Consider the following 24,038-nt stretch of genomic DNA (forward strand, 5'->3'; position numbering starts at 1 on the left):
ACACTGTGCGCTCATCCCTCACGAAGGAGTGGCAATTGAGCGCCTCATCCCGGTTGGCCGCACTGGCCGGAGTCGTCCTGCTCGGCCTGGGACTGGCCGCCTGCGGCGGTTCCGACGAAGCCTCGGACAACCCCTCGCCGCCGATGGAGTCCTACCCGGTCGACGAGCCCTCCGACATGGGAGAGGGCGACGAGCACGGACCCTCCGACATGGAGGCCCTGGTCGGTGAGTGGGAGCTGGTGCCCACCGAGCCGCACACCAAGACCCCGCTGACGGTGACCGACGAGGGCACCGCCGAGGTCCCGGCCGCCGACGGCGCGCTGGAGACGAGGGGCTACCAGGGAACCGTCGAGCCCGACGGCGCGGGCGGGTTCACGATCATGCTGACCAGCACCGACGCCGAGCTGATGGAGTGGACGCTCACGCTCAAGCCGGGTGCGCAGGCCGAGACCTTCGACGTCACCGACGAGAAGGGCGCGACCTACACGCTCGTCAAGGCGTGAGGCGGGTACGACGGCCGCTCCGCATCGCGGGGCGGCTTTTTGTTGCCCGGGGGAGGCGCTGGCGAGCGGTTGTGAAAGTCTTCGATATATCGTTAGTATTCGTGAATGAGTCAAGACCAATCTCTTGTCCTCGGCCTGTCTCCGGCCCTCGACACCGCCCTGAACGCCGTCCTCGACACCGTCCGCGCCCATTACGTCCACCCCGAGACCGCCGCCGCGATGGCCGCCCGCGTCCGCGCCAGACGCGCCGACGGCGCCTACGCCGGCCTGTCGGGAGCCGAGTTCTGCGCGGCCGTCACCGCCGACCTGCGCTCGGTCTACGACGACCGCCACCTCACCGTCACCTGGCACGACGAGCCGCTCGGCGAACCCGACCCCGGTGCCGAGGCCGCCGCCGTCGAGCGGTGGCGCGAGCGTTTCCGCCTCGAAGCCGAGGGCGTCACCCGCGTCGAGCGGCTGCCGGGCAACGTCGGCCTGATCGCACTGGCGGGTTTCGGCGACCCGGCCGGCGCCGGCGCCGCCTACGAGGCCGCGATGCGCCTGCTCGCCGACACCTACGCGCTCATCGTCGACCTGCGCGCGAACCGGGGCGGCTGGCCGCAGTCGGCGGTCCAGTTCTGCGCACATCTCGTCGGGCCGGAACCGGTGCAGGTCGCGGTCGTCCACAAGGGAGCCGAGCGCCGGCAGTGCTGGACGCCCGCCTACGTGCCCGGGCCCCGGTACCTGGACCGGCCGGTGCACGTACTGACCAGTTCGCGGACCTTCTCCGGCGGCGAGGACCTCGCCTACACCTTGCAGAGCCTCGGCCGCGCCACCGTCGTCGGCGAGGCGACCAGCGGGGCGGCGCACGCGTTCAGCCTGTACCGGATCGACGGGCACATCGAGGTCGGCGTGCCCGACGAGCGGCCCGTCAACGCGGTGACCGGCTCGAACTGGGAGGGGGTCGGGGTGGTGCCCGACGTCGAGGTGCCCGCCGGCGCGGCCTTCGACGTGGCATACGAGCGCTCGCTGGAGCACGTGGCGGGGAGGGTGGCGGGGCGCGAGGACGAGAATTCGCGGCGGATCGCGTCGGAGGCGGTGGAGCGGCTTGTCGCGTGACGGCGGAGGGCCCGCGTCCTGAGTGGACGCGGGCCCTCCGGTGGTGGCGCTCGCTATTCCAGGATCTCGTCGTCGGGATAGCTGTAGCCGATCAGGAGCGAGGTGGCGAGTTCGGGCAACTCGGGAGTCGTCCAGGATCGCGAGGTGTCCTCGCCGTGGTTGGAGAGGTGCACCGACCCGTCGACGATCTCGTGCGTGATGATGTCGTCGGTCCACAGCGCGAGGCCCGAGCCGACGGGTTCGAGGCGGTAGTCTCCGGCCATGGCGGCCTCCTCCAGCGGGACGGGCCGAGACTCTTCGGCGACGCTGTGGAGGATCTGGCGCAGTCGTCGACGAGCGAATCCGGTGAACTCGGCCGCGGTGTCGGTCATCGTGTTCTCCCCCGGGGCGGTGGCGTGCTGTCACACACCTAGACGCGGCCCGTCCCGGGGCGGGTTGACGCTCGCGGGCGCCTTGTTTCCGCGAGAACGGCCTCAGGAGACCGGCACGTCGGTGTCGAGCACCCGGCGCCAGTTGCGGACCAGTTCGGCGTCGACGGGGTTTCCCCAGCCGTGCCGCGACATCCCGCCGATGTGGAAGGCCCGCACGCCCAGGGCGACCAGCTCGGCGAGGTGCGCCGGGCGCAGTCCGCCGCCGACCATCGTCAGCGCGGGCCGGGCCTGCTCGGCGAGCGCGGCCCGCCCGTCGGCGACGCCGGCGGCCGATCCGGCGGTCAGTACCTGCCCGAGCCCGTCGAGGGCTTCGACGGCCGACCACGCGGCGGCGTAGTCGGCGGCGTGGTCGATGGCGCGGTGGAAGGTCCAGGCGCGGTGGGGGACGGCGGCGTGGAGGGCGGTGACGGTGTCGACGTCGACGGCGCCCTCGGCGGTGAGGAAGCCGTAGACGAAGCCGTCGGCGGGGCCCATCAGGGCGTCGAGGCGGAGGGCGGCCTCGCGCAGGGCGTCGAGCTCGGCGGGCGTTGCGGTGAAGCCGTCGTTGCAGCGCAGCATCACGCGCAGGGGCAGGTCGCAGGCCTCCTTGATGGCCGTGACCGTCTCCGGTGCGGGCGTGAGCCCGTCGGCGGCGATGTCGGCGATGACCTCCAGTCGGTCGGCCCCACCGGAAGCGGCGGCGGCGGCGTCCACGGCATCGAGAGCGATCACCTCAAGCAGCATGGAGCTGATCTTAAGCGCCGGGGGCTGGGACCTTGATCACCGCGATGGGGTGAAGTGAAGAACCATCTGCAAAATAGTTCGGGCACCACCGGCAACCCACCCACCCGGGGCGAGCGTCTATCCAGGTGGAATTCCACCGCACCAGCACCCCGGGAGATTCACGAGCATGAGTGCCCCCGCGGACGACTTCGACGAGTTCGTCCGTGCATATACGCCTACGCTGCTGCGCACCGCCTACCTCCTCACCGGCGACCAGCACCACGCGGAGGACCTCGTACAGTCGGCGCTCGCCCGTGCCCACCGCAGCTGGCACCGCATCGACGACAGCCCTTTCGGCTACGTCCGGCGCACCATGTACCACCTGCAGGTCGCCACCTGGCGCCGCCGCCGGATCCGCGAGTGGCTCGGCTCGACCACCACCGAGCCGATACCCGAACCCGACGTCGCCGCGGCCGCCGACATCCGCCTGATCCTGCAAAAGGCGCTCGCCCAGCTCACCGACAAGCAGCGCGCGGTGATCGTGCTGCGCTTCTACGAGGACCGCTCCGTCGAGGACACCGCCGCGGTCCTGCGGTGCAGCACCGGGACCGTCAAGAGCCAGACCGCCAAGGCCCTCGGCCGGCTCCGCCAGCTCATGCCGAGCATGGCCGGACTGCTCGAAGGGCGGCTGTGATGACTCTGCGCGACCTCAGCGAGGGCCTTCGCGAACTCGCCGACGACGTCCAGCCGGTCGACCTGCACGCCCGCGCGATCGGCGCGTCCCGGCGGCTGCGGGCGCGGCGCGCTGCGGCGATCATGTCGGGCGGGCTGTGCATGCTCCTGGCCCTGGTCATCGGCGTGAGCCTGGCGTGGCACCAGTTCGGTGACGGCGGGGGAGCGCCGGCCACCGACCGGGCCGCCGACTCCTCCGGCGCGTCGTCGACGGCCGATCCGTCGGAGGACGGTCAGGCGTACGGGATGCCCGTGGCGATCGGCTACTACCTGAAGGAGACCGCGCCGGAGTCCTTCGGCGTCTACTCCTGGGTCGAGGGCAACGACCCGGTACTCGAACTCAGCGGTGACGCGACCTTCGCCGACAGCGTCGCGGTCTCCCCGAGCGGCCGGTTCGCCGCCTACTACACGACCGACACGATGGTCGTCGCCGACCTCAACGACGGCAGCGACGCGATCGTGGTCTCCGTCCCCGGCACCGGCGACCCCTGCCTCGAACCGGCCTGGACCGCCGACTCCTCGGCGGTGCTGCTGTCGGCGCAGGACGAGACGGTCTCGAAGCTGGCCGACTTCACCGCCGACTCGCCGCGGGTCGTCGACGCCGGCCGTCCCGAGGGCTGCCACGCCCGGCTGTTCAACCGCTCGTCGCAGCCCGACGGCCACGGCATCGCCTCGGTGCGCACCGATGTGAGCGGTGAGGTAGGCGGCGAGGTCGTCTATCAGGACGCCGACGACGGATCCTCGCTCGGCGCCCCCGTCCTCTACGACGCCGACGAGGTGGGCTTCGAGCTGACCGGTCTGGCCTCGCTCAACGCCTCCGGTTCCCTCCAGTGCGTGTCCTGGACGGACGCCGTCGACGATCCCATGGGGCGCAGGGCCACGTGCGACGCGCTGGCGACCCGCAGCGGGCCGATCGCGGTGAAGCTGCCCGTCGACGGCGACCTGGTCGGGGTTTCCTTCTTCGACTCGACCGACGAGACCATCCCCGGATCTCCCGGCGAGGGGCTCGTCTCCTCACCAGGGGACGTGATGCTTCGCGTGTCGTCACCGGGTGGGGAGATGGTGATCGCCTACGTGACCCTGGAGACCGAGACCGTCGACCCGCCGGACGAGGGTGTGCCGGAGGTGGAGGTGTTCGGGATGGAACTGGTGGCCCGAACGGACGAGCCGGCCGAGCTGTCCGACGCCCGGCTGCTGACCTTCGTGACATGAGTTTCGCCCGGAATAGTCCTTTGTGCGATGGCAACCTGTCACGCCGTACCGCGCATCTTGATTGTTGACGCGCGAAGTGTTGACATTGACGCGGCGACCGGCGACCTGGAGTGAGCGGCCATGACCTTGAAGAGCCTCGGCGACGGGCTGCGCGACCTCGCCGACGCCGTCGAGACGGTCGACCTCCGAGATCGCGCGCTGGCCGCCTCGTCGCGGCTGCGGGCGCGGCGCGTCGCCACCGGCGTCGCCGGCGCGGTCGCCGCGGTGCTGATCGCCTTCGTCGGCTTCAACGCCGTCGGGACCGACCGCGCCGGTCCCGAGGGCGGACCGACGGCCGAGCAGCCGAGCGGGCCGCCGCTGCTGCCCGAGCCGTCGCCGGTCGAGGAGTCGGTCGTCGAGCTGACCGGCACCTTCTACTACCTCAAGCCCGACTACGTTCCCCGGGGCGAGGACGGGATGAGCGCCGACACGCAGGACCTGCTGAGCTGGCGCGAGGGCGGCACCCCGCGGACGGTCGTCGAGGACATGCCGCTGACCCCGACGGCGAACGTCTCGCCCGACGGCCGCTACCTCAGCTACGTCTCCGGCGGGCGGCTGGTCATCCGCGACCTGGCCAGCGGCCGGCAGTGGCCGATCATGGAGTACTCCGACGAGCAGCTGTGCGCCGTGCCCGTGTGGGCGCCCGACGCCCGCCGCCTGTTCGTGCACCGGGGCGCACCCGGCGAGGGCGGCCCGGCCGGGTTCTACGACATCACCACCGGGACCTTCACCCAGGTCGGCGACGTGCCCGGCTGCCACGTCCGGGTCGGCGCCGACGAGACCGGCCGCGACCTGCTCACCTACACCGCCTACGGCACCGACGACCAGACGACGGTCGTGCGCGGCGCCGACGATGCCGAGCCCGACGCCGTCGTCGACTGGAACGTCCTGCCCGGACGGTGGATCTACCAGCCCTTCTCGGTGTCCGCCGACGCCGACATGATGTGCGTGGACACCATCGAGGAGGCGGCCTTCCCCGCCGACTCCAGTGACCTGCGCTCGGACTTCTGCACGACGATCCTGCGCCTTGAGACGAAGGAACGGGGGCGCCCCGACGTGGTCGAAGTGGACGTCGACGGCGCCGGCCTCCAGCAGGCCCTGATGTTCGCCGACTCCTTCGTCGCCAGGGTGTTCTCCGACGACGGCGGCACCGAGCTGCGCCTGCTGTCGCCGGACGGAGCCGAACTCGACGAGCTCAGCGAGCCGATGTGGGAAGAGGAGCCGACCCTGCTCGCCTACGTGCCCTGACCGTTCCGGCAAAACCGGCGAAACCACCCCGTATCCACTGCGGACGGTGCAAAGCTGTGGCATGCATCGCGAATCGGGGGCGACCGCGGTACCGGAGCCCGCCCGCCACGGAGCCACCATCCTGGTCGCCGGCGCGGCCGCGCTCGGCGGGTTCCTGTTCGGGTTCGACACCTCAGTCATCAACGGCACCGTCGAGGCCGTCCGCGACGAGTTCGGGATCTCCGAGGCGGTCCTCGGCTTCGTCGTCTCCTCGGCGCTGCTCGGCTGCGCCATCGGCGCCTGGTTCGCCGGCCCGCTCGCCGACAAGTACGGCCGCCTGCGCGTCATGCTGGCGGCCGCCGCGCTGTTCGCCATCAGCGCCGTCGGCTCCGCCCTCGCCTGGGACGCGCTGAGCCTGGCCGGCTGGCGCGTCGTCGGCGGCTTCGCGATCGGCGCCGCCAGCGTCATCGCCCCCGCCTACATCGCCGAGATCTCCCCGGCCAACATGCGCGGCAGACTCGGTTCGCTGCAACAGCTCGCGATCGTCACCGGTATCTTCGCCGCGCTGCTGATCGACTACGTGCTCGCCGAAGCCGCCGGCGGCGCCTCCAACCCCGTTCCGTGGGGCGGCACCGCCTGGCGCTGGATGTTCGCCTCCGCCGTGCTTCCGGCGATCGTCTACGGCGTGCTCGCGTTGCAGATCCCGGAGTCGCCGCGCTACCTGGTGAAGATCAACAAGGTCAGCACCGCGCGCCAGGTGCTGCGCAAACTCGTCGGCGGCGACGTCGACCAGCGCATCAAGGAGATCGCCCGCAGCCTCGCCGGCCAGAAGGCCGTGCACCTGCGGGACCTGCGCGGCCCCACGCTCGGCCTGCTCGGCATCGTCTGGGTCGGCATCCTGCTGTCGGTGTTCCAGCAGTTCGTCGGCATCAACGTGGTCTTCTACTACTCGTCGACCCTCTGGCAGTCGGTCGGCTTCAGCGAGTCCGACGCCATGCTCACCTCGGTCATCACCTCGATCACCAACATCGTCACCACGCTGATCGCCATCGCCCTGGTCGACAAGATCGGGCGCAAGCCGCTGCTGCTCATCGGTGCGGCGGGCATGGCCGTCACCCTCGGGACGATGACGTGGGCGTTCACCAGCGCGACCGTCATCGACGACACCCCGCAGCTGTCGGACGCGATGTCGACGACCGCCCTGATCGCCATGAACGCCTACGTCTTCTTCTTCGGCGCCAGCTGGGGTCCGGTGGTGTGGGTCCTGCTCGGCGAGATGTTCAACAACAAGATCCGCGCGACGGCCCTGGCGGTCGCGGCGGCCGCGCAGTGGGTCGCCAACTGGCTGATCTCGACGACCTTCCCGATCCTCGCCGAGATCGGTCTCGGCCTGGCCTACGGGCTGTACACGACCTTCGCGGTGCTGGCCTTCATCTTCGTGTGGCGCGCCGTGCGCGAGACGAAGGGCCGCGAACTGGAGGACATGGCCTAGCCACGGTCGGGTGCGATGACGACGAAGCCGGTCGGTGTGGCGGTCAGCCACGCCGACCTCTTCCCTCTCCTGGCGGACCTCGTGCGGACCCTGTTGCACGGCAGCTACGAGGGCACGTACACCTGCGAGACGCTAGTGAGGGAAGTCGCGGCGACCTACGGACACACCGTCGACGTCACCTTCCTCGCCGACTCGGCGATCCTCACCCTCGGCGAGCGCACGGCGTCGTTCTCCGCCACCCCCGACGTGCCGCCCCTGGACCGTATTTCGAGGCTCAAGCGAGTGCTCATCGGGATCCACGACGGTTCCCTGACGCCCGGCGAGGCCCGCGCGCGGATCGTCGCCGACGCCGAGCGTCCCCCGCGCTGGCGCAGGCCCTGGCAGGTGTTCGGGCTGGTGCTGTTCAGCGTCGGGTTCGGGATCTCGATCCAGCCGAGCTGGCAGCAGGTGATCGTGTGCACGGTGACCGGCCTGCTCGTCGGGCTGCTGGTCGCCGCCGGGAGAGGGAAGCTGTGGCTGACGCTGGCGTCGCCGCTGATCGGCTCGATCATGGTGTCCTCGGTGGTGCTGTTCGCCTACCGGCAGGACTGGGTCGAGGGGGCGCCGATCCCCCTGATCCTGCCGGCGTTGTTCTACTTCATCCCCGGCGACGCCCTCTCGGCCGCCTGCCTCGAACTCGTCGTCGGACGGATGACCGCCGGCACCGCCCGCCTGGTGTACGCGATGGTCACGCTGCTCGTGCTCGCCTTCGGCGCGTCCCTGGCCACCTTCGTCGCCGACGTGCCCGCCGACGCCCTGTTCGACAGTGACGGCGGTGGGGACCTCGGACCGTGGGCGGTGTGGATCGGGTGGAGCCTGTTCACGGTCGGGATCATGTTCGGCTTCTCCATGACCCCCCGCGACCTGCCCTGGGCACTGCTCGTGGTGCTGGTGACCGTCGCCGCCGTGCAGATCGGAACACGGGCGGTCGGCGACCCCACGGGGACCTTCATCGGCGCGGTCGTGATGACGGTGACCGCCCTGACCCTCGGGCGGTTCCACCGGCTGCCGCCGGCCTACGTGCTGCACCTCGGTGCGTTCTACGTGCTGACGCCCGGCGCCCACGGGCTGCGGGGACTGGAGACCTGGCTCGGCGGCGACCAGGTCGAGGGTCTCACCGACATCGCGTCGATGGCCCAGCTGCTGATGGCGATCGGGCTGGGCATGCTGGTGGGGGCGATAGTCGCGGGGCCGAAGGCGTTGCGGCATTCGTTGTGAGGCGGGGGTGGGCGGGGCGTGGGGTGTGGGGTGTGTGGGGTTGCGGGAGCGGCTCTCCTGGCTCCACCGCTGGCTGCGCGGCTCGCCGGTGCCGGATACCGATACGGGCGCGCGGGGCTGCGACACGGCCATGCACCCGCCCTCATCGCCGGCGAGCGGGTTTCGCGGCCACAGGCGCCTTTACATCATGGTGGGCAGGCCCAGGCCTCGGCGCGAGCTGTGCACTTTGCCTCCCTGGGCGGTGCGGTTGTCGCGGACGCGGAGCCTTGGGCCGGGGTTCGCCGGGTTCACTGCGGCGCCGGGGACGCAGGCGTCACTGGTGAGCGGCAACCTGACCTCACCGCCAGCCGCGTTGGCCCTCGGTGCGGACCCGGTGCCGGGTTCCTGCGCGTTGTGCGGGGCGAGACGCGCCGTCGGGCACATCGCGTCGCATGCGAGCCTCACGGGGCGGGGGCGGGCTGACTTCGCCGCCCACTGTGCTGGTCGCTGGTGCCGGAGACCGGGCCGGTCGCGGGGGCACACGGGTTCCACGGCGTAGGCGACCCACCTGCCTCCTCCGCCCCCGCCGCCGTTGTCGCCCTCGCGGTCTAGCGAGTCCCGAGCATCGCGTCGGGTCGTCGAGATAGTCGGTGAGCGACTTCGTTGATGCGGATGCCGTGTCGGGGCGCTGGGCATCGGCGTGCACCGGCAACCACTGGCGGTCCTGCGGTCGGATGGGCGCCGGACGCCACACCAGGGGTCGTCCGGGCGTCATCGGCGAAACCCCGCAGTCAGTCGCGTGGCCGGCGCCGGCGCGGAGATCACCCGGGCGCTGGACGCGGGCTCCGTGCTGAACTCCACCTCCCGCGACGTGCGGGCGTCGCGGGTTCCGCCCCTTCCGTCGGCGTGCGGCCTCCGCCAGCGCTGGACCCCGAATCGGTCGCGGCAAGAGGAGCCCAGGCCGGGTACGCGAGCCTCGCGGGCACCGCCAGCGGACCGCCTCTGCCGCCACGGCGTGGGCTCGCCACCCCCGGACTTCGAGCCGGGTCGCCGGGCGCCGGGCCTCACGCCCAAGGGCGCGGCCCTATCTCCGCCCCACAAGCCCACACCCGTGCCCCCAGCCCCCCACCACCCGGCGCCGAGCCGTGCCCCCAGCCGCGCCCCCGAGCGACCAACCCCACCAACCCAAACCCCACGGAACCGCCCCGCACGCGTCACGCGTGCGGGGCGTCCCTTCCCAGTCGAACCCCCGGCCGCCGAACCAGAACTCCCGTCCCACGCCAGACCTCCCGGCCCCGGCGCCGTCGGCGGCACCCCTCGTCATGTCGGACTCTGCCGTGAATCCCGTCCCGGCGTCAGATCTGCGTCCCTTCCCAACGCTCGGCCAGGAACTTGTAACCGTTCGCCTCGGCCTCCAGCCAGGCGCCGTACTCGCCGCCGTCCGGCGTGGCCCGCCAGACCTTCTCCCGGCGGACGTCCACGACGACCGCCGTGGCACCCGCGTGGATCTCGGGCATGGCCTCCCGCGCGAGCCAGAGCATCGCCTCGGCGTCGGCGGCGGGCAGCGGTTCGGCCTTGACGTACATCCACAGGGCTTCCTTGTGGCCGTCGTCGAAGGCGAGAAGCATGTGCGGGGTGACCCGCACCGTCACGGACTCGTTGTGCCACCGCCCGGTGTGCACGGGCAGCAGGCGGGTGCCGGTGAACTCCGGCAGCAGTTTGAGCCAGCCCTCCACGACCGACTCGTAGTGCGCCTTCTTGTACTGCGGTGCCGCGTCGAGCACCGCCTTGCAGATGGCCGCGTCGTCATTGGCACGGCGGCCGCTCACCATCGCGTTGATGATGCGGCGGTAGAAGTCGCGAGCCGGGGAGTAGGGCTCGGTGTACTGGGTGAGCTGGCGGGTTACCACGTCCACCCGTGCGGCGCCGCGGGTCCGCAGGAAGTTGACGAATCCATTGAGGGTGATCTCGAACTGGCTGGGCATTTTTGTACCCCTCCCTCCGCGTCTGTACCCCTTACTTTAGGCGTGGGGTACGACAGTTTTCCATGCCGAGGAAGCGTTGCTAGCCTTCACTGCGGAGCCTCCATGGCGGAGGAAAGCTCCGAGCCTGGGGAGATTGATGACGACGGTCAACGACGCGGCCACACTGGCGGAGCTCGGCACCGAGCAGGCCGACGCGAGATACGCCCACATCGACCGCATGTCCGTGGGCGAGTTGGCCGCGACCATGAACGACGCCGACACCGAGGTCCCCCGCGCGGTCGCCCGCGCGCTGCCGCAGATCACCGCGGCCATCGAGGCCCTGGTCCCGCGCCTGAAGAACGGCGGGCGCCTGCGCTACGTCGGCGCGGGCACGGCCGGCCGGATGGCCGTCGTCGACGCCTCGGAGTGCCCCCCGACCTACGGCACGCCCCCGGAGTTCGTGCAGGCGATCATGGCCGGCGGCCCCGACGCGCTGGTGCTGTCCACCGAAGGCGCCGAGGACGACGAGGCGGCGGGCGCCGCCGCGATGGACGACCACGGCATCGGCCCCGACGACGTGGTCATCGGCATCGCCGCCAGCGGCCGCACGCCCTTCGCCATCGCGGCCGTCGCCCGCGCCCGTGAGCTGGGCGCGCTGACCGTCGGCATCTCCTGCAACACCGGCACGCGACTGTCGGCCACGGCCGAGTTCGCCATCGAGATCGCCGTCGGCCCGGAGGTCGTGGCGGGCTCGACGCGCCTGAAGTCGGGCACCGCGCAGAAGCTCGTGCTGAACATGATCTCGACGATCGCCATGGTCCAGCTCGGCAAGACCTACGGCAACCGCATGGTCGACATGCAGATCCTCAACGACAAGCTCGCCGTTCGCGCCGCGCGCATGGTCGCCGAGATCACCGGCGTCGACTTCGCCGCCGCCGAGACGGCACTGGCGAAGGCCGGCGACAACACCAAACTCGCCGTCCTGATGATCGAGCGCGGTGTCGACGCCGAGACCGGCGTCGGCATGCTCGCCGAGGCCGGCGGGCGTCTGGCCGTCGCGCTCGGCAAGTAGGTCAGTCCGCGGACACCACGTCCAGGGCGGTCTCGGCGAAGGCCCGGACCGCCCTGTTCTCGTCTCCGGCCCGCCACACCAGCCCGTAGCCGACCGGCTCGGCGTCCAGCGGGACGTAGGCGACCGTCGGGCGCGGGTGGTAGACGGCCGCGTGCGCCGCCGACAGCAGCGCGCCCTTCCCGGCGCCGACCAGCGTCAGCGCCTCCTGGTGGTTGGCGACCAGCGGACCGCGCGGGATCGCCCGTCCCGACGGCGTGCGCGCCGGGGAGTGGAAGTCGCGCCAGTACCCGGGCGGCTCGCCTTCGAGGTCGATGAGCTCGACCCCGGCGAGGTCCTCCGGTGAGATCTCGTCCCTTTTAGACAGTTCGTGTCCGGTGTGGACAGCCAGACTTCGCCGCTCCGACAACAGAACCGGCCCCTCGCCCAGGTCGCTCTCCCGGACCGGGAAGGGGCTCAGCTGCACGTCGAACTCGCCCTTGCGAAGCAGCGAGAAGGGGTCGTTGAAGGGCACCTCGCAGATCTCGACGGCGATCTCGGGATGCCTGGTCCGCATCGCCTCGGCGGCCTTGACGACGACCTCGCCGGTGAGCGGGTTGGTGAAACCGACCAGCAGCACCTCGTCGATGCCCTTCGCCGAGGCCATCGCCCGCGCCATCGCCGCCTTGATCCCGCGCTGGTGCGGTTCGAGGTCATCGCGCAGCCGGCGGCCCAGAGTGGTCAAGGACACCCGCCTGCTCGTGCGCGCGAACAGGGGCGCGCCGATCCGCCGCTCCAGCCTCTGCACCAGTTGGCTGACCCGCGCCCGCGACAGCCGCATGCGCTCGGCGGTGCGCCCGAAGTGCAGTTCCGTCGCCAGGACCATGAAGCATTCGAGCTCGTCGCAGTCCACGCCCGCCGTCCTCTCCGCCATCGGTAAGCCCCACTGAACGATACGTTTCGATCTTCGCCGTTGTTCCCGGCGCGGCCCGCGGAGATGTTGGGTTCATGACCAAACGTGACTGGGGCGTGCTCTTCGTCCTGTGCGGCGCCATCTTCCTTGAGGGCATCGACATCGCCATGCTCAACATCGCCCTCCCCGCGATCCGCGCCGACCTCGGCATGACCACCGGGGAGCTCCAGTGGGTGGTGAGCGCCTACGTCCTCGGCTACGGCGGGTTCATGCTCGTCGGCGGGCGCGCCGCCGACCTCTTCGGCCGCCGTCGCGTGTTCGTCGGCTGGCTCGCGGTCTTCCTGCTCTTCTCCGGCCTCGGCGGTTTCGCCGAGGAGGGCTGGGTGCTGATCGTCGCGCGGTTCGTCACCGGCGTCTCCGCGGCCTTCATGACCCCGGCCGGCCTGTCGATCATCACGACGCGCTTCGCCGAGGGCGCGGCCCGCGACCGCGCGCTGCTGATCTACTCCGGCACCGCCGCCGGCGGCTTCTCCGTCGGCCTGGTCATCGGCGGACTGCTCACCGCCGTCGACTGGCGCTGGGTCTTCGGCGCCCCGGTCGTGCTCGCCGCGATCATCCTCACCGCCGCGCTGATCCTGATCCCGCGCGCCGCCGAGCCCGAACGCGTTCCCGGCAGCCGCGTCGACCTCGGCGGGGGAGCGGCGATCACGGGCGCGATCGTGCTGCTGGTGCTCGGCGTCGAGCGCGCCTCGCACGTCGGTCTCGGCACGACCCTGGCGACCTTCGCCGCCGGGCTCGCCGCGCTGGCGCTGTTCGTCACCATCGAGCGCCGCACGGCCCATCCCCTGGTGCGCCTGGGGATCTTCCGCTCGGCGGCGCTGATCCGCGCCAACCTCGGCACGCTGCTGATGGCCGCGGCCTTCTTCGGCTTCCAGTTCCTCGTGGTGCTGTACATGCAGGAGTGGCGCGGGTGGTCCACCTTGGAGACGAGCCTCGCGCTGCTGGTGATGGGCATCGACGTGATCATCGCGCCGACCCTGACGCCCGTGCTCGTCCGGCGCTTCGGCACCGGCCGGGTCATCTTCGGCGGCCTCGTGATGGCGGCGGTCGCCTACGCGCTGTTCCTGCCCGTCAGCGGCGACTGGGCCTACGCGGTGATGCTGCCGAGCCTGCTGCTGATCGGCCTGTCCTTCTCCTTCGCCTACGGCCCGCTGACCATCGCGGCCACCGACGGCGTCGCCGAGAAGGAGCAGGGACTGGCCGGCGGACTGCTGTACACGTCCTTCCAGTTCGGCGCCGCGCTCGGACTGTCGGCCGTCACCGCGATCAGCGTCGCGGCCACCGACGGCACGTCACCGGCGGCGGTCCTCGACGGCTACCGCGCCGGTCTGGTCCTTCCTCTTGCGCTGGCGGTGATCGCGGCGGTCGTGAGCGCCTTCGGCCTGCGCTCGCGACGCCCGGTGCCCGTGCCGGCCTGAACCCGTGGGTCCGTCCCCAGTGGACGGACCCACGGCCCCGGCTAGCGGCTGAGCCTGCGGTACTTGCGCGCGCACAGCGGCAGGAACACCGCGAAGGCGACCAGCGGCCAGACGATCGCCAGCAGGAGCGCGTTGTCGGCCGGCCAGGATCCGCCGACGACTCCGGGGTTGCCGAACAGTTCCCGGCTGGCGGCCACGGTCGCCGAGAGCGGGTTCCACTCGGCGATCGGGGCCAGCCAGCCCGGCAGCTGCTCGGGCGAGACGAAGGTGTTGGCCAGCATGGTGATCGGCATGAGCACCATCCACGCCGCCCCGGCCGCCTCGGGCTTGAGGAACAGGCCGAGGTAGATGCCGACCCAGATCATCGCGAAGCGCAGGAGCAGCAGCAGCCCGACCGCGCTCAGCGCCGCTCCCCAGGTCCCGTGCCAGGTCCAGCCGATCGCCAGGCCGCAGCCGAGCAGGATGATCAGCTCCAGCACGGAATTGATCATGTCGGCGAAGCTGCGGCCCAGCACGACGCCGGTCTGCGACATGGGCATCGTGCGGAAGCGGTCGGTGACGCCGCGGGAGGCGTCGCTGCTGATCATCGCCATGGTCGCCATCACGCCGTTGGCCATGGCCTGCGCGAACATCCCCGGCATCAGGAACTCGGCGTAGTCCCCGCCGCCCTCGACGGTCATGGCGCTGCCCAGGACCAGCCCGAACAGCGCGACCATCACGATCGGGTAGAGCAGGCCGCCGATCGCCACGGCCGGGTTCCTGATCCAGTGGACCAGCCCGCGCGTGGTGATCGTCCAGCCGTCGCGGATCGCCCAGTACAGGTGCGAACCGAGCGAGGGGCTCGCCTCGTCGAAGGTGGTCACGACGCCTCCTCGCCGGGAATGTGCCGCCCGGTCAGGCGCAGGAACACCTCGTCGAGGGTCGGCCTGCGCAGCGCGACGTCCTCCACCTCGACGCCGAGGTCGTCGAGTTCGCGCAGAACCTGGGTGAGCACGCCGATCCGGTCGCGCGCGGGCGCGTTGAGGCGCCGCTCGTCGGTGTTCACCTCGACCTCGGCGGCGCTGATGCGGCCGATCGCCTTCGCGGCGGTGTCCAAGGTGGACTCGTCACGCACGACCAGATCGATCTGGTCGCCGCCGATCATCGCCTTGAGCCGGTCGGGGCTGTCCTCGGCGATGATCCGGCCGCCTTCGCCGGGAAGCGCGGCCAGCACGGCGATCCGGTCGGCGAGCCGGTCGGCCTCGTCGAGGTACTGGGTGGTCATCAGGACGGTCGTGCCGCCATCCACAAGGGAGCGGATGGCCGACCAGACCTCGTTGCGGTTGCGGGGGTCGAGGCCGGTGGTCGGTTCGTCGAGGAACAGCACCTTCGGGGCGAGGATGAGGGTCGTGGCCAGGTCGAGCCGCCGCCTCATGCCTCCCGAGTAGTGCTTGACGCGCCGGTCGGCGGCCTCGGTGAGGGCGAACTGCTCCAGCAGCTCGCCCGCCCTGATCTTGGCCCGTTTCTTGCCGATGTGGTAGAGCAGGCCCCACATCTCCAGGTTCTCCCGCCCGGTGAGGATCTCGTCGACGGCCGCCTCCTGCCCGGTCAGGCCGATGCGGCGGCGGACCTGGCCGGGCTTGCGGGTCACGTCGAAGCCGGCGACGGTGGCCGTCCCGCCGTCGGCCCGCAGGAGCGTGGCCATGATCCGGATGGCCGTGGTCTTGCCCGAACCGTTCGGTCCGAGGAGACCGCAGATGGTCCCCTCCTTCACCGCCAGGTCGAAACCGGAGAGTGCCCGGGTCTTGCCGAACGTCTTGCGCAGTCCTTCGGCGACCAGCGCGTGCACGTCTCCCACCTCCTTTGAGTCATTCTTGCTTCGTTTGGGAAGCCGACACTACCATTATGGAACATTCATGTTCCATTCTGAGGCGTTGAGAGACCGGAACGGTGCGGCACCGCCGAGTCCGCCCGCTACGATCGGCCCATGACCAGCACGTCCGCCGAGTCGACCGCATCGGCAGAGTCGCCGACCCGCAGCCGCACCCGCCGCGCGATCCTCACCGCCGCGGCCACCGTGCTCGCCCGCAACCGGTCGGCCACCCTCGCCGAGATAGCCGAGGCCGCGGCGGTCGGGCGCACCACCGTGCATCGCTACTTCGCCGACCGCGACGAGCTGATCAAGGCCACCGTCGCCGACTCGATCACCGCCATCGGCGACTCGATCCTCGACGCCCGCCTCGAAGAAGGCCCGGCGCGCGAGGCGATGCACCGCCTCATCACGGCCATGGTCGACACCTACGAGCACATGATGTTCCTGTGGGGCGAGCCGGCCATGCTCGAACTCATCGACCCCGCCGACAACCCCGACATCGCCGACCGCTCCGTCCGCGAGCTCATCGCGCGCGGGCAGGCCGAGGGCGTCTTCGACCCCGACGTGAGCGTCGACTGGATCCAGCAGACCCTGTGGGCGCTGACCTACACCGGCGGCGAGGCGGGCGCGAAGGGCGAGCTGCCGAGGCACGGCGTCGCGGCGACGGTCATCCGCACCTTCGAGCGCGGCCTGTACCGGGGGAACTAGCGCTTGCGGAACTCCCACGCGATGAGGACCGGCGCGCCGTCGAAGGCGGCGTTGGTCGCCTCGGCGGCGAAGGGGTGCAGCGCCCAGCGGTCGGGCGGGCCCTCGGGTGAGAACTCCGGAGCCGGGCCGGTGGCGTTGCCGGGGACGCCGTCCTCGTCGACGTGGCTTCCCGGCAGGCGCGGTTCGACGCAGTCGAGGACCTCGAAGCCGTGCGCGATGGCGGTGGTCAGGTAGTCGGCGGCCGACCGGCCCAGGTTGCGCACGTAGATCACGCGGCCGTCGGCCGCGCGGCGCACGATCGGCTCCTCGTAGAGCCCCTGGATCCCGCGTACGTCGGACACGACGAGCCGCCCGCCGGGCTTGAGCACCCGGGCGAACTCGGCGAACACCGGCGCCAGGTCCGGCACGTGGCACAGTGCCAGGGCGCAGACGACGACGTCGACGTGCGCGTCGGGCAGCGGCAGTTCTTCCAGTCGTGCCTGGTGGAACTCGGCGCCGGGGAGCTTGGCGCGCGCCGGCTCCAGCATCGCCGGGGAGGTGTCGACGCCGATGACGCGGTGCCCGCGAGAGGCGAGGTAGGCGGCGTGCCGCCCGGTGCCGCAGGCCGCGTCGAGCGCGAGGCCCGGTTCGGACCGGTCGAGGAAGCGGCGCACCACGGGCTGTTCGAGGTCGATCATTCCGTTGCCGGGATCGTCGTAGTTCGGTGCCCACGCGGCGTAGACGTCGGCCGCGGGCGCTTCTTCGGCCTCCGTGCCCTCGCCCCAGCGTTCGGCGTCGTCGAGGAGGGCGCGGATCTCGTCGATGCGGGCCTGCACGAACGCGCGGTCGCGCCCGCCGCCCCAGCTGCGCATCAGCGCGATGCCCTGGATGCCGAGCAGGTAGGCGAGCGGGTGCTGATAGAGCATGCCCGCACGCTAGGAGCGCTTCCGCTTTGCCGGCAAGGGAATTAGCCCGCGAAGGCCCGCCGGTAGCCGGCCGGGGTCGTGCCCAGCCGCGCCCGGAAGTGCCGCCGCAGGTTCAGCGCCGAGCCCAGCCCGACCCGCCCGGCGACGGCGTCGACGGTCAGGTCCGCGCGCTCCAGCAGCTCGCGGGCCGCGTCGAGGCGCCGCGCCAGCACCCACTCGCCCGGGGTCACGCCGACCTCGGCGGTGAAGCGCCGCGCGAAGGTCCGCGTCGACATCCGCGCCCGCCGGGCCAGCGCGACCACGCCGAGGTCGGCGTCGAGGTTCTCCCCGGCCCAGGCCAGCACGCCAGCGAGGCCCCCGTCCCCGGCGGCCGGCACCTCCCGCCGGGCGTACTGCGACTGCCCGCCCTCGCGGTGCGGCGGCAGGACCATGTGCCGGGCGATCTCGGCGGCGTAGGCGGCCCCGTGGTCGCCGCGCACGACGTGCAGGCACAGGTCGACGCCGGCGGCGGTGCCCGCGCTGGTCGCCACGTCGCCGTGGTCGACGTAGAGGACGTCCTCGTCGACGATGACGCTCGGATGCCGGGCGGCCAGTTCGGCCGCCGCGCGCCAGTGCGTGGTGGCGCGGCGGCCGTCGAGGAGCCCGGCCTCGGCCAGCACGAAGGCCGCCGAGCAGACGCCCAGGATGCGCGCGCCGCGCTTGTGCGCCGCGCGCACGGCGTCGAGGATCTCGGCCGGCACCGGCTCCTCGCGCGCCTGCCAGCCGGGAATGACGACGGTCTCGGCGCGGTCGAGGAGCGACAGGTCGTGCTCGACGGTGAGGCCGTAGCCGATCGTCGTGGGCATCACCCCGGGGCGCAGCGCGCATACGTCGAAGGAGTACCGCGACGGCTGGCCGGCCCGCGACAGGCCGAATACCTCCGCCGCGCAGGCCAGCTCGAAGGGCGACTGCGGCGGGTGCAGGAGTGCGACGACCTTGTGCATGGCAGAAACATATCCAAAGATGACTTCACTGCCACTGCCCGGGCGTGATCTTCGACCGCAGGATGGTGGACATGACAGCACCCGAAGACCGCGTCACCGCCGTCCACCTCGACGAGGTCGTGACCTCCGACATCGCCCCCGGCATCACCCGCATCGGCCTGCCCGGCGACGCCGTCGCCGCCCGCGCCTTCGACTTCGAGCCAGGCACGCAGTGGCCCGAGGTCGACGTCCACGGCGCCGACGAGCTCGTCTACGTCGCCTCCGGCGAACTGCTCGACAACGGCCGCCGCTACCCCGCCGGATCCTTCCTGCACTACTGGCCGGGCTCCCGGCACCAGCCGGGAACCGAGTCGGGCGCCAGGATCCTGGTGTTCACCGCCAAGGCCGCTTAGCCTCGCGCGGCCTCCACGGCGGCGAAGGCGTTGATCACGCCCGCGCCGACGAGGTTCTTCGCGCCGCCGCACGCGTCGAGCCCGTTGGGGACCTCCTCGTCGAGGAGGTCGAGCGCACCCGTCGCCGGGGTCGCCGTGGAGGCCAGGATCGCCTCCGTGCCGGCGATGTCGCCGATCAGCTCGGGGTTCGCCTGCCACAGCAGCGCGACCACCCCGGCGACGTGCGGCGTCGCCATCGAAGTCCCCGACAGGGGCCCGTAGCCGCCGCCGGGCAGCGAGGACACCACCTCGACGCCCGGCGCGGCGATGTCGGGCTTGGCCGCCCCGGTGCCCGAGATCGGCCCGCGGCTGGAGAACCCGGCCACCTTCGCCGCGTTGTCCACGGCTCCGACGGTGTAGGCGCCGTCGTAGCGGGCCGGTGGCGTCGACGCGCTTTCGCACGCCGGGCCGGAGTTCCCGGCCGCGACGACCACGAAGATCCCCGCCGCCGTCAGCGCGTCGACCCCCGGACCGAGCACGGACTCGTCGCAGCCCTCGATCTGCGGGCAGCCCCAGGAGTTGGTCAGCACGTGCGGCGCGCGGGTCGGGTCCCCTGCGGTGAACGGGTCCTCGCCGGGACCGTAGGGCGCGAGCATGAACTGCATGCAGGCGATGTAGTCAGCGGGATTGCCCAGGTTGCGCGGCAGGTTCATGCAGCCGATCCACGACGCGCCCGGTGCCACACCGATCCCGTCGTCGCCGAGCGCCAGTCCCAGCGCGTGCGTGCCGTGGCCGTTGGGGTCATTGGGCGTCGTGGTGCCGCCGTCGGGGTCCAGCCACGAGTCGTCGCCGCCCCGGAACCCGTTCTCCAGCGCCGGATGCGAGCCGTCGACACCGGAGTCGGAGATCCCGATGGTGATCCCCGAACCGTCCACACCGGACTCCCACGCCTTGTCGGCGCCGATGAGCGAGATGTTCGGCTGTGCCGCGGCGACGCTCTCGTCCGAACCGCTCATCACCGGCGCCGCCTCCGGCACCGGCCGCAGCTGCGGGCTCAGCAGCACCGCCGACACGTCGTCACGGTCATCGAGCCACAGGCGCGCGTCGAGGCCCTCGTCGATCTCGATCGCGTTGACCAGGTAGTAGGGCGTGTAGGCGATCCCGCGGTCGTCCAGTTCGGACCGCAGCGAGGCCTGGCTCTCCTCGGCGTGCGCGACCAGGCGCCGGTGCGTCTCGGTCAGCCGCTCGTCGCGGTCGGCGATCTCGCTGACACCGGACAGGTCCGCCTGCGTGCTCAGCACGACGACCACGCGCTCGCCGGTGAAGCCGGGGCTGCCGGTGAAGTACACCGCGCACGCCGTCGCCAGGACCAGCACCGAGACCGCCGCGCCGACGGCCGGCAGCTCCAGGAGCCGCCTCGACAGGGCGATGTAGACGCCCGCGACCACCCAGGCGGCGAGAACGGCGATCAGCAGCGCGATCCCCGACCACTTCCCAAAGTCCTCCGGGCCGAGCACCAGCGGCAGGAACTCGTCGGAGTCGATGAAGGCCAGCGGCCCGAAGGCCGCCGGGCCTACCGCGCAGGCCACGACGCGCCCGGCGAACCGGGGGCCGCGCTGGAGGGCGGCGACGGCGAAGCCGAGGGCCGAGAGCAGCACCATCAGCGGGATCTGCACACCGGTGCCGCCGAAGGCCGAGCCGAGGACGTAGAGCGCGACACCGGCGGCGGTCCCGCCGCCGAGCATCAGCCGCCAGCCGCCTCCTTGCGTGAACGGCGCCCAGAAGCGGCGCCCGAGGACCGTCCCGGCGAGCGCGGCGAGCCCGGTCGCGGCGACGGCCGCCGCCAGGGTCTCCCACAGGCTGCCCAGGCCGCCCGACCACAGCCACGGCAGCAGCGTCACGCCACCGGCGACCAGCGCCCACCACTGCCCGCCGCCGGCCTTGTCCTCTTCGGCGTCGGCGTCGGCGTCGCGCCGACGGCGCACGGCCCACGCGATCGCGGCCAGCAGTAGCGCACCGACGCCCTGCGCGCCCAGCAGGATTTCGTTGGCGACGCCGGGGATGAGACGGGTCGCGGCCATCACCAGCAGCACCGCCACCGCCGAGAGCCACGCGCCGGCCGTCACGAACAGCCGGGGCCAGCGCCGCATGAACAGCATGGGGAGGATCGCGGTGGCGGCCATGATGGCGTTGGCGATCGCCACGAGCGTCCACAGGCCCGCCGAGACCGGCTCGTCGCCGGAGGCCTGGAGCTGCCACCACACCCACGCGCCCGTCTGGAGCACGAAGGTCCAGGTCAGCACCCACACGCCGGCCAGGACGGCGTAGATCGCCGCGAGCGGACCCCACGTCGAGGGCCGCTCGGGCGGCGCCGCAGGGGGCGGCGGCGGGTCGAGCGTCCCGACGGCGGTGGGCGGCGGGGGCGGCGCCGGTTCGAGGCGTCCTTCGGGCTCGGGCGCGTGCGGCGTGGACTCGGTCACGGCGTCAACCCTAGGCGGTCGGCGCCCGGGGACCGTGGTGGTCGGCACGGCCCGTCCCGTGGCGTCGGCGGGCCCTCCCGACCGCCCGGCCGGTGCGTGATCCACTGAATCGACACCCGGCCGCTGTCCGGGGCGATCATCGGTACGCTCGGCCCTATGACCGAGAGCAACGACGCTCCGACGAGCGGACCCCGGCCGGTTCGGGCCCCCATCGGCACCGCCTTGACCTGCGACAACTGGCAGACCGAGGCGGCCTTCCGGATGCTCCAGAACAATCTGGACCCCGGCGTCGCCGAGGCCCCCGACCAGCTCGTCGTCTACGGCGGAACCGGCAAGGCCGCCCGCGACTGGCCCAGCTTCGACGCGCTGCTGCGCACGCTGACCACGCTCAAGGCCGACGAGACCATGTTGGTCCAAAGTGGACGTCCGGTCGGCGTGATGCAGACCCACGAGTGGGCGCCGCGGGTCCTGCTGGCCAACTCCAACCTGGTCGGCGACTGGGCGACCTGGCCGGAGTTCCGCCGCCTCGAACAGCTCGGCCTGATGATGTACGGCCAGATGACGGCCGGTTCGTGGATCTACATCGGCACCCAGGGCATCCTCCAGGGCACCTACGAGACCTTCGCGGCCGTCGCTGAAAAACGCTTCGGCGGAAGCCTTTCCGGGACCCTGACGCTGACAGCCGGCTGCGGCGGCATGGGCGGCGCGCAGCCGCTGGCGGTCACCATGAACGGCGGCGCCTGCCTCGTCATCGACGTCGACCCGGTCCGCCTGAAGCGCCGGGTGGACACCCGCTACCTCGACGTCGTCGCCGCCGACCTCGACGAGGCCGTCAAGCTCGCCGTCGACGCGCGCACCGCGAAGAAGGCCCTGTCGGTCGGCGTCGTCGGCAACGCCGCCGTGCTCGTCCCGCAACTGCTGCGGATGGGCGTGCCGATCGACATCGTCACCGACCAGACCTCCGCGCACGACCCCTTGGCCTACCTCCCCGACGGCATCGACCTCGCCGACGCGCCCGACTACGCGGCCAAGAAGCCCGAGGAGTTCACCGACCGCGCCCGTCAGGCGATGGCCAAGCACGTCGAGGCGATGGTCGGGTTCATGGACGCCGGCGCCGAGGTCTTCGACTACGGCAACAGCATTCGCGGTGAGGCCAAACTCGGCGGCTACGACCGCGCCTTCGACTTCCCCGGCTTCGTCCCGGCCTACATTCGCCCGCTGTTCTGCGAGGGCAAGGGACCCTTCCGCTGGGCGGCGCTGTCGGGCGACCCCGCCGACATCCACAAGACCGACAAGGCGATCCTCGACCTCTTCCCCGAGAACGAGTCCCTCGCCCGCTGGATCCGCCTGGCCGGCGAGCGCGTCGCCTTCCAGGGCCTGCCCGCGCGCATCTGCTGGCTCGGCTACGGCGAGCGTGACAAGGCCGGTGAGCGCTTCAACGAGATGGTCGCCGACGGCACGCTCAAGGCGCCGCTGGTGATCGGCCGCGACCACCTCGACTGCGGGTCGGTGGCCTCCCCCTACCGCGAGACCGAGTCCATGTTGGACGGTTCGGACGCGATCGCCGACTGGCCGCTGCTCAACGCGATGGTCAACGTCGCCTCGGGCGCCTCGTGGGTGTCGATCCACCACGGGGGCGGTGTCGGCATGGGCCGCTCGATCCACGCCGGGCAGGTCACCGTCGCCGACGGCACTCCGCTCGCGGCCGAGAAGATCCGGCGTGTGCTGACCAATGATCCGGGCATGGGCGTGATCCGGCACGTCGACGCCGGCTACGAGCGCGCCGAGCAGGTCGCGGCCGAGACCGGTGTGCGCGTGCCGATGCGGGAGGGCTGATGCGGGTCCTGATCTCGGCGGATCTCGAAGGGGTGGCCGCCGTCGTGCACGGGGCCGAGACGCAGCCGGAGCGCTACGACTACGAGCGCGCCCGTCGCTGGATGACCGCCGAGGTCAACGCCGTCATCGCCGGTGTGCTGGAGACCGAGCCGGGCGCGTCGGTGCTGGTCGCCGACGCGCACGGTCCGTTCCGCAACATCCTCGTCGACGACCTGGACCCGCGTGTCCTGCTGGTGCGGGGAAAGCCGCGCGGACTGTCCATGATGGGCGGTCTGGAGTCGGGCGCCGACGCCGTTCTGTTCGTCGGCTACCACGCCAAGGCGGGCACCGGTCCGGCCGTGCTCGCGCACACGTCGAGCGACCTGGTCCTCGACGTGCGCGTCAACGGCCGCTCCCACGGCGAGATCGGCATGAACGCGCTGCTGGCCGGGCGCATGGGTGCGCCGGTGCTGTTCATGTCCGGCGACGACGCGGCCTGCGCGGAGTTCAGCGCCCTGGTGTCCGGCGCGGTCAGCGTCGAGGTCAAGCGCGCTCTCGGCCAGTTCGCCGCCGAAACGGTGCACCCCAAGGTGATCTGCTCGCGGCTGCGCGAGGGCGCCGCCCGCGCGATGGCCCGCCGGGCGCACGTCGGGGCCCTGTCGGCCGAGGGACCGGTCGAGCTGGAGATGGACCTGAGCCGGCCCGTCGCCGTGGACCTAGCGGTGCTCGTCCCCGGTGTGTCGCGAGTGGACGGTCGCACGGTCCGCTTCGAGACGGACTCCTTCGAGGAGGCCTACCGGGTCATGCTGCTGATCATCCAGCTCGGGAGAGTGCCGCTGTAGCCGTCGC

22 protein-coding genes are annotated in these 24,038 nt (G+C 71.8%); 13 read left to right on the forward strand and 9 right to left on the reverse strand.

Annotated features, from left to right (window positions below):
* Positions 1-35 precede the first annotated feature (35 nt).
* Complete coding sequence (locus tag AB0I28_RS28905; protein ID WP_357498545.1) at positions 36-503, forward strand: hypothetical protein; 468 nt, start codon at positions 36-38, stop codon at positions 501-503.
* A 105-nt stretch (positions 504-608) separates the two neighbouring features.
* The gene (locus AB0I28_RS28910) at positions 609-1,601 is read left to right on the forward strand and encodes a S41 family peptidase (RefSeq protein ID WP_357498547.1); all 993 of its coding nucleotides are present in this window, start codon (positions 609-611) and stop codon (positions 1,599-1,601) included.
* 53 nt (positions 1,602-1,654) lie between these two features.
* Here AB0I28_RS28910 and AB0I28_RS28915 read toward each other — a convergent pair whose 3' ends face one another.
* The gene (locus AB0I28_RS28915; RefSeq protein ID WP_357498549.1) at positions 1,655-1,972 is read right to left on the reverse strand and encodes a hypothetical protein; all 318 of its coding nucleotides are present in this window, start codon (positions 1,970-1,972) and stop codon (positions 1,655-1,657) included.
* A gap of 102 nt (positions 1,973-2,074) precedes the next feature.
* A complete protein-coding gene (locus AB0I28_RS28920) occupies positions 2,075-2,755 on the reverse strand; it encodes a copper homeostasis protein CutC (RefSeq protein WP_357498551.1) in 681 nt (226 codons plus the stop codon).
* Between the two features lie 166 nt (positions 2,756-2,921).
* Here AB0I28_RS28920 and AB0I28_RS28925 point away from each other — a divergent pair, with 166 nt between their 5' ends.
* The 5 genes from AB0I28_RS28925 (at position 2,922) to AB0I28_RS28945 (ending at position 8,693) form a co-directional block, all read left to right on the forward strand.
* Positions 2,922-3,428: a SigE family RNA polymerase sigma factor gene (locus tag AB0I28_RS28925; protein ID WP_357498553.1), complete on the forward strand. Its 507-nt coding sequence runs from the start codon at positions 2,922-2,924 to the stop codon at positions 3,426-3,428.
* Positions 3,428-4,678, forward strand: coding sequence for a hypothetical protein (locus tag AB0I28_RS28930; protein ID WP_357498555.1), 1,251 nt, complete (start codon positions 3,428-3,430; stop codon positions 4,676-4,678). Before AB0I28_RS28925 ends, AB0I28_RS28930 begins: the two co-directional genes overlap by 1 nt.
* A 120-nt stretch (positions 4,679-4,798) precedes the next feature.
* Positions 4,799-5,965 carry a hypothetical protein gene (locus AB0I28_RS28935; RefSeq protein ID WP_357498557.1) on the forward strand — a complete coding sequence of 389 codons (1,167 nt, stop codon included), beginning with the start codon at positions 4,799-4,801 and terminating at the stop codon, positions 5,963-5,965.
* Positions 5,966-6,026: 61 nt separating this feature from the next.
* Positions 6,027-7,436, forward strand: coding sequence for a sugar porter family MFS transporter (locus AB0I28_RS28940; RefSeq protein ID WP_357498559.1), 1,410 nt, complete (start codon positions 6,027-6,029; stop codon positions 7,434-7,436).
* A 15-nt stretch (positions 7,437-7,451) separates the two neighbouring features.
* Positions 7,452-8,693: a threonine/serine exporter family protein gene (locus AB0I28_RS28945; protein ID WP_357498561.1), complete on the forward strand. Its 1,242-nt coding sequence runs from the start codon at positions 7,452-7,454 to the stop codon at positions 8,691-8,693.
* A gap of 1,334 nt (positions 8,694-10,027) precedes the next feature.
* On the opposite strand, the gene AB0I28_RS28950 is transcribed toward AB0I28_RS28945, so the two are convergent.
* The gene (locus tag AB0I28_RS28950; RefSeq protein WP_357498563.1) at positions 10,028-10,657 is read right to left on the reverse strand and encodes a hypothetical protein; all 630 of its coding nucleotides are present in this window, start codon (positions 10,655-10,657) and stop codon (positions 10,028-10,030) included.
* Positions 10,658-10,793: 136 nt separating this feature from the next.
* On the opposite strand from AB0I28_RS28950, the gene murQ reads away from it, so the two are divergent.
* A complete protein-coding gene (gene murQ / locus AB0I28_RS28955; protein ID WP_357498566.1) occupies positions 10,794-11,708 on the forward strand; it encodes an N-acetylmuramic acid 6-phosphate etherase in 915 nt (304 codons plus the stop codon).
* A gap of 1 nt (position 11,709) precedes the next feature.
* Here murQ and AB0I28_RS28960 read toward each other — a convergent pair whose 3' ends face one another.
* Positions 11,710-12,597 carry a LysR family transcriptional regulator gene (locus AB0I28_RS28960; RefSeq protein WP_357498568.1) on the reverse strand — a complete coding sequence of 296 codons (888 nt, stop codon included), beginning with the start codon at positions 12,595-12,597 and terminating at the stop codon, positions 11,710-11,712.
* Between the two features lie 95 nt (positions 12,598-12,692).
* Between AB0I28_RS28960 and AB0I28_RS28965 the strand changes: the two genes are divergently transcribed.
* Complete coding sequence (locus AB0I28_RS28965) at positions 12,693-14,075, forward strand: MFS transporter (RefSeq protein WP_357498570.1); 1,383 nt, start codon at positions 12,693-12,695, stop codon at positions 14,073-14,075.
* A 41-nt stretch (positions 14,076-14,116) separates the two neighbouring features.
* Here the strand turns inward: AB0I28_RS28965 and AB0I28_RS28970 are convergent, their stop codons facing one another.
* Complete coding sequence (locus AB0I28_RS28970) at positions 14,117-14,938, reverse strand: ABC transporter permease (protein ID WP_357498572.1); 822 nt, start codon at positions 14,936-14,938, stop codon at positions 14,117-14,119.
* On the reverse strand, positions 14,935-15,903 hold the full coding sequence (locus tag AB0I28_RS28975) for an ATP-binding cassette domain-containing protein (protein ID WP_357498574.1): 969 nt from the start codon (positions 15,901-15,903) through the stop codon (positions 14,935-14,937). The genes AB0I28_RS28970 and AB0I28_RS28975 overlap by 4 nt, the downstream gene beginning before the upstream one ends.
* Before the next feature lie 138 nt (positions 15,904-16,041).
* Between AB0I28_RS28975 and AB0I28_RS28980 the strand changes: the two genes are divergently transcribed.
* Positions 16,042-16,635, forward strand: a complete 594-nt coding sequence (locus AB0I28_RS28980; protein ID WP_357498576.1) for a TetR/AcrR family transcriptional regulator — start codon at positions 16,042-16,044, stop codon at positions 16,633-16,635.
* Here AB0I28_RS28980 and AB0I28_RS28985 read toward each other — a convergent pair.
* Together AB0I28_RS28985 and AB0I28_RS28990 are read right to left on the reverse strand one after the other, a co-directional pair.
* Positions 16,632-17,540: a methyltransferase domain-containing protein gene (locus AB0I28_RS28985; RefSeq protein WP_357498578.1), complete on the reverse strand. Its 909-nt coding sequence runs from the start codon at positions 17,538-17,540 to the stop codon at positions 16,632-16,634. The genes AB0I28_RS28980 and AB0I28_RS28985 overlap by 4 nt on opposite strands.
* Positions 17,541-17,581: 41 nt before the next feature.
* Positions 17,582-18,523: a helix-turn-helix domain-containing protein gene (locus tag AB0I28_RS28990; RefSeq protein ID WP_357498580.1), complete on the reverse strand. Its 942-nt coding sequence runs from the start codon at positions 18,521-18,523 to the stop codon at positions 17,582-17,584.
* A gap of 71 nt (positions 18,524-18,594) precedes the next feature.
* On the opposite strand from AB0I28_RS28990, the gene AB0I28_RS28995 reads away from it, so the two are divergent.
* A complete protein-coding gene (locus tag AB0I28_RS28995; protein WP_357498581.1) occupies positions 18,595-18,915 on the forward strand; it encodes a cupin domain-containing protein in 321 nt (106 codons plus the stop codon).
* Here AB0I28_RS28995 and AB0I28_RS29000 read toward each other — a convergent pair.
* Positions 18,912-21,374 (reverse strand): S8 family serine peptidase, encoded by a 2,463-nt coding sequence (locus tag AB0I28_RS29000; protein ID WP_357498583.1) that lies wholly within the window; start codon positions 21,372-21,374, stop codon positions 18,912-18,914. The genes AB0I28_RS28995 and AB0I28_RS29000 overlap by 4 nt on opposite strands.
* Before the next feature lie 156 nt (positions 21,375-21,530).
* On the opposite strand from AB0I28_RS29000, the gene hutU reads away from it, so the two are divergent.
* Together hutU and AB0I28_RS29010 are read left to right on the forward strand one after the other, a co-directional pair.
* On the forward strand, positions 21,531-23,210 hold the full coding sequence (gene hutU, locus AB0I28_RS29005) for a urocanate hydratase (protein WP_357498585.1): 1,680 nt from the start codon (positions 21,531-21,533) through the stop codon (positions 23,208-23,210).
* Positions 23,210-24,031: a M55 family metallopeptidase gene (locus AB0I28_RS29010; RefSeq protein ID WP_357498587.1), complete on the forward strand. Its 822-nt coding sequence runs from the start codon at positions 23,210-23,212 to the stop codon at positions 24,029-24,031. Before hutU ends, AB0I28_RS29010 begins: the two co-directional genes overlap by 1 nt.
* Positions 24,032-24,038: the final 7 nt, after the last annotated feature.

The sequence above is a fragment of the Phytomonospora sp. NPDC050363 genome, from assembly GCF_040655735.1.
In the GTDB taxonomy this organism is placed as follows: Bacteria; Actinomycetota; Actinomycetes; order Mycobacteriales; family Micromonosporaceae; genus Phytomonospora.

Bases quoted from the DNA above. Each gene is read 5' to 3' on its own strand.
- AB0I28_RS28910 (WP_357498547.1), top strand. From the start codon at position 609: ATGAGTCAAGACCAATCTCTTGTCCTCGGCCTGTCTCCGGCCCTCGAC.
- AB0I28_RS28915 (WP_357498549.1), bottom strand. From the start codon at position 1,972: ATGACCGACACCGCGGCCGAGTTCACCGGATTCGCTCGTCGACGACTG.
- AB0I28_RS28920 (WP_357498551.1), bottom strand. From the start codon at position 2,755: ATGCTGCTTGAGGTGATCGCTCTCGATGCCGTGGACGCCGCCGCCGCC.
- AB0I28_RS28925 (WP_357498553.1), top strand. From the start codon at position 2,922: ATGAGTGCCCCCGCGGACGACTTCGACGAGTTCGTCCGTGCATATACG.
- AB0I28_RS28930 (WP_357498555.1), top strand. From the start codon at position 3,428: ATGACTCTGCGCGACCTCAGCGAGGGCCTTCGCGAACTCGCCGACGAC.
- AB0I28_RS28935 (WP_357498557.1), top strand. From the start codon at position 4,799: ATGACCTTGAAGAGCCTCGGCGACGGGCTGCGCGACCTCGCCGACGCC.
- AB0I28_RS28940 (WP_357498559.1), top strand. From the start codon at position 6,027: ATGCATCGCGAATCGGGGGCGACCGCGGTACCGGAGCCCGCCCGCCAC.
- AB0I28_RS28945 (WP_357498561.1), top strand. From the start codon at position 7,452: ATGACGACGAAGCCGGTCGGTGTGGCGGTCAGCCACGCCGACCTCTTC.
- AB0I28_RS28950 (WP_357498563.1), bottom strand. From the start codon at position 10,657: ATGCCCAGCCAGTTCGAGATCACCCTCAATGGATTCGTCAACTTCCTG.
- murQ (WP_357498566.1), top strand. From the start codon at position 10,794: ATGACGACGGTCAACGACGCGGCCACACTGGCGGAGCTCGGCACCGAG.
- AB0I28_RS28965 (WP_357498570.1), top strand. From the start codon at position 12,693: ATGACCAAACGTGACTGGGGCGTGCTCTTCGTCCTGTGCGGCGCCATC.
- AB0I28_RS28980 (WP_357498576.1), top strand. From the start codon at position 16,042: ATGACCAGCACGTCCGCCGAGTCGACCGCATCGGCAGAGTCGCCGACC.
- AB0I28_RS28985 (WP_357498578.1), bottom strand. From the start codon at position 17,540: ATGCTCTATCAGCACCCGCTCGCCTACCTGCTCGGCATCCAGGGCATC.
- AB0I28_RS28990 (WP_357498580.1), bottom strand. From the start codon at position 18,523: ATGCACAAGGTCGTCGCACTCCTGCACCCGCCGCAGTCGCCCTTCGAG.
- AB0I28_RS28995 (WP_357498581.1), top strand. From the start codon at position 18,595: ATGACAGCACCCGAAGACCGCGTCACCGCCGTCCACCTCGACGAGGTC.
- hutU (WP_357498585.1), top strand. From the start codon at position 21,531: ATGACCGAGAGCAACGACGCTCCGACGAGCGGACCCCGGCCGGTTCGG.
- AB0I28_RS29010 (WP_357498587.1), top strand. From the start codon at position 23,210: ATGCGGGTCCTGATCTCGGCGGATCTCGAAGGGGTGGCCGCCGTCGTG.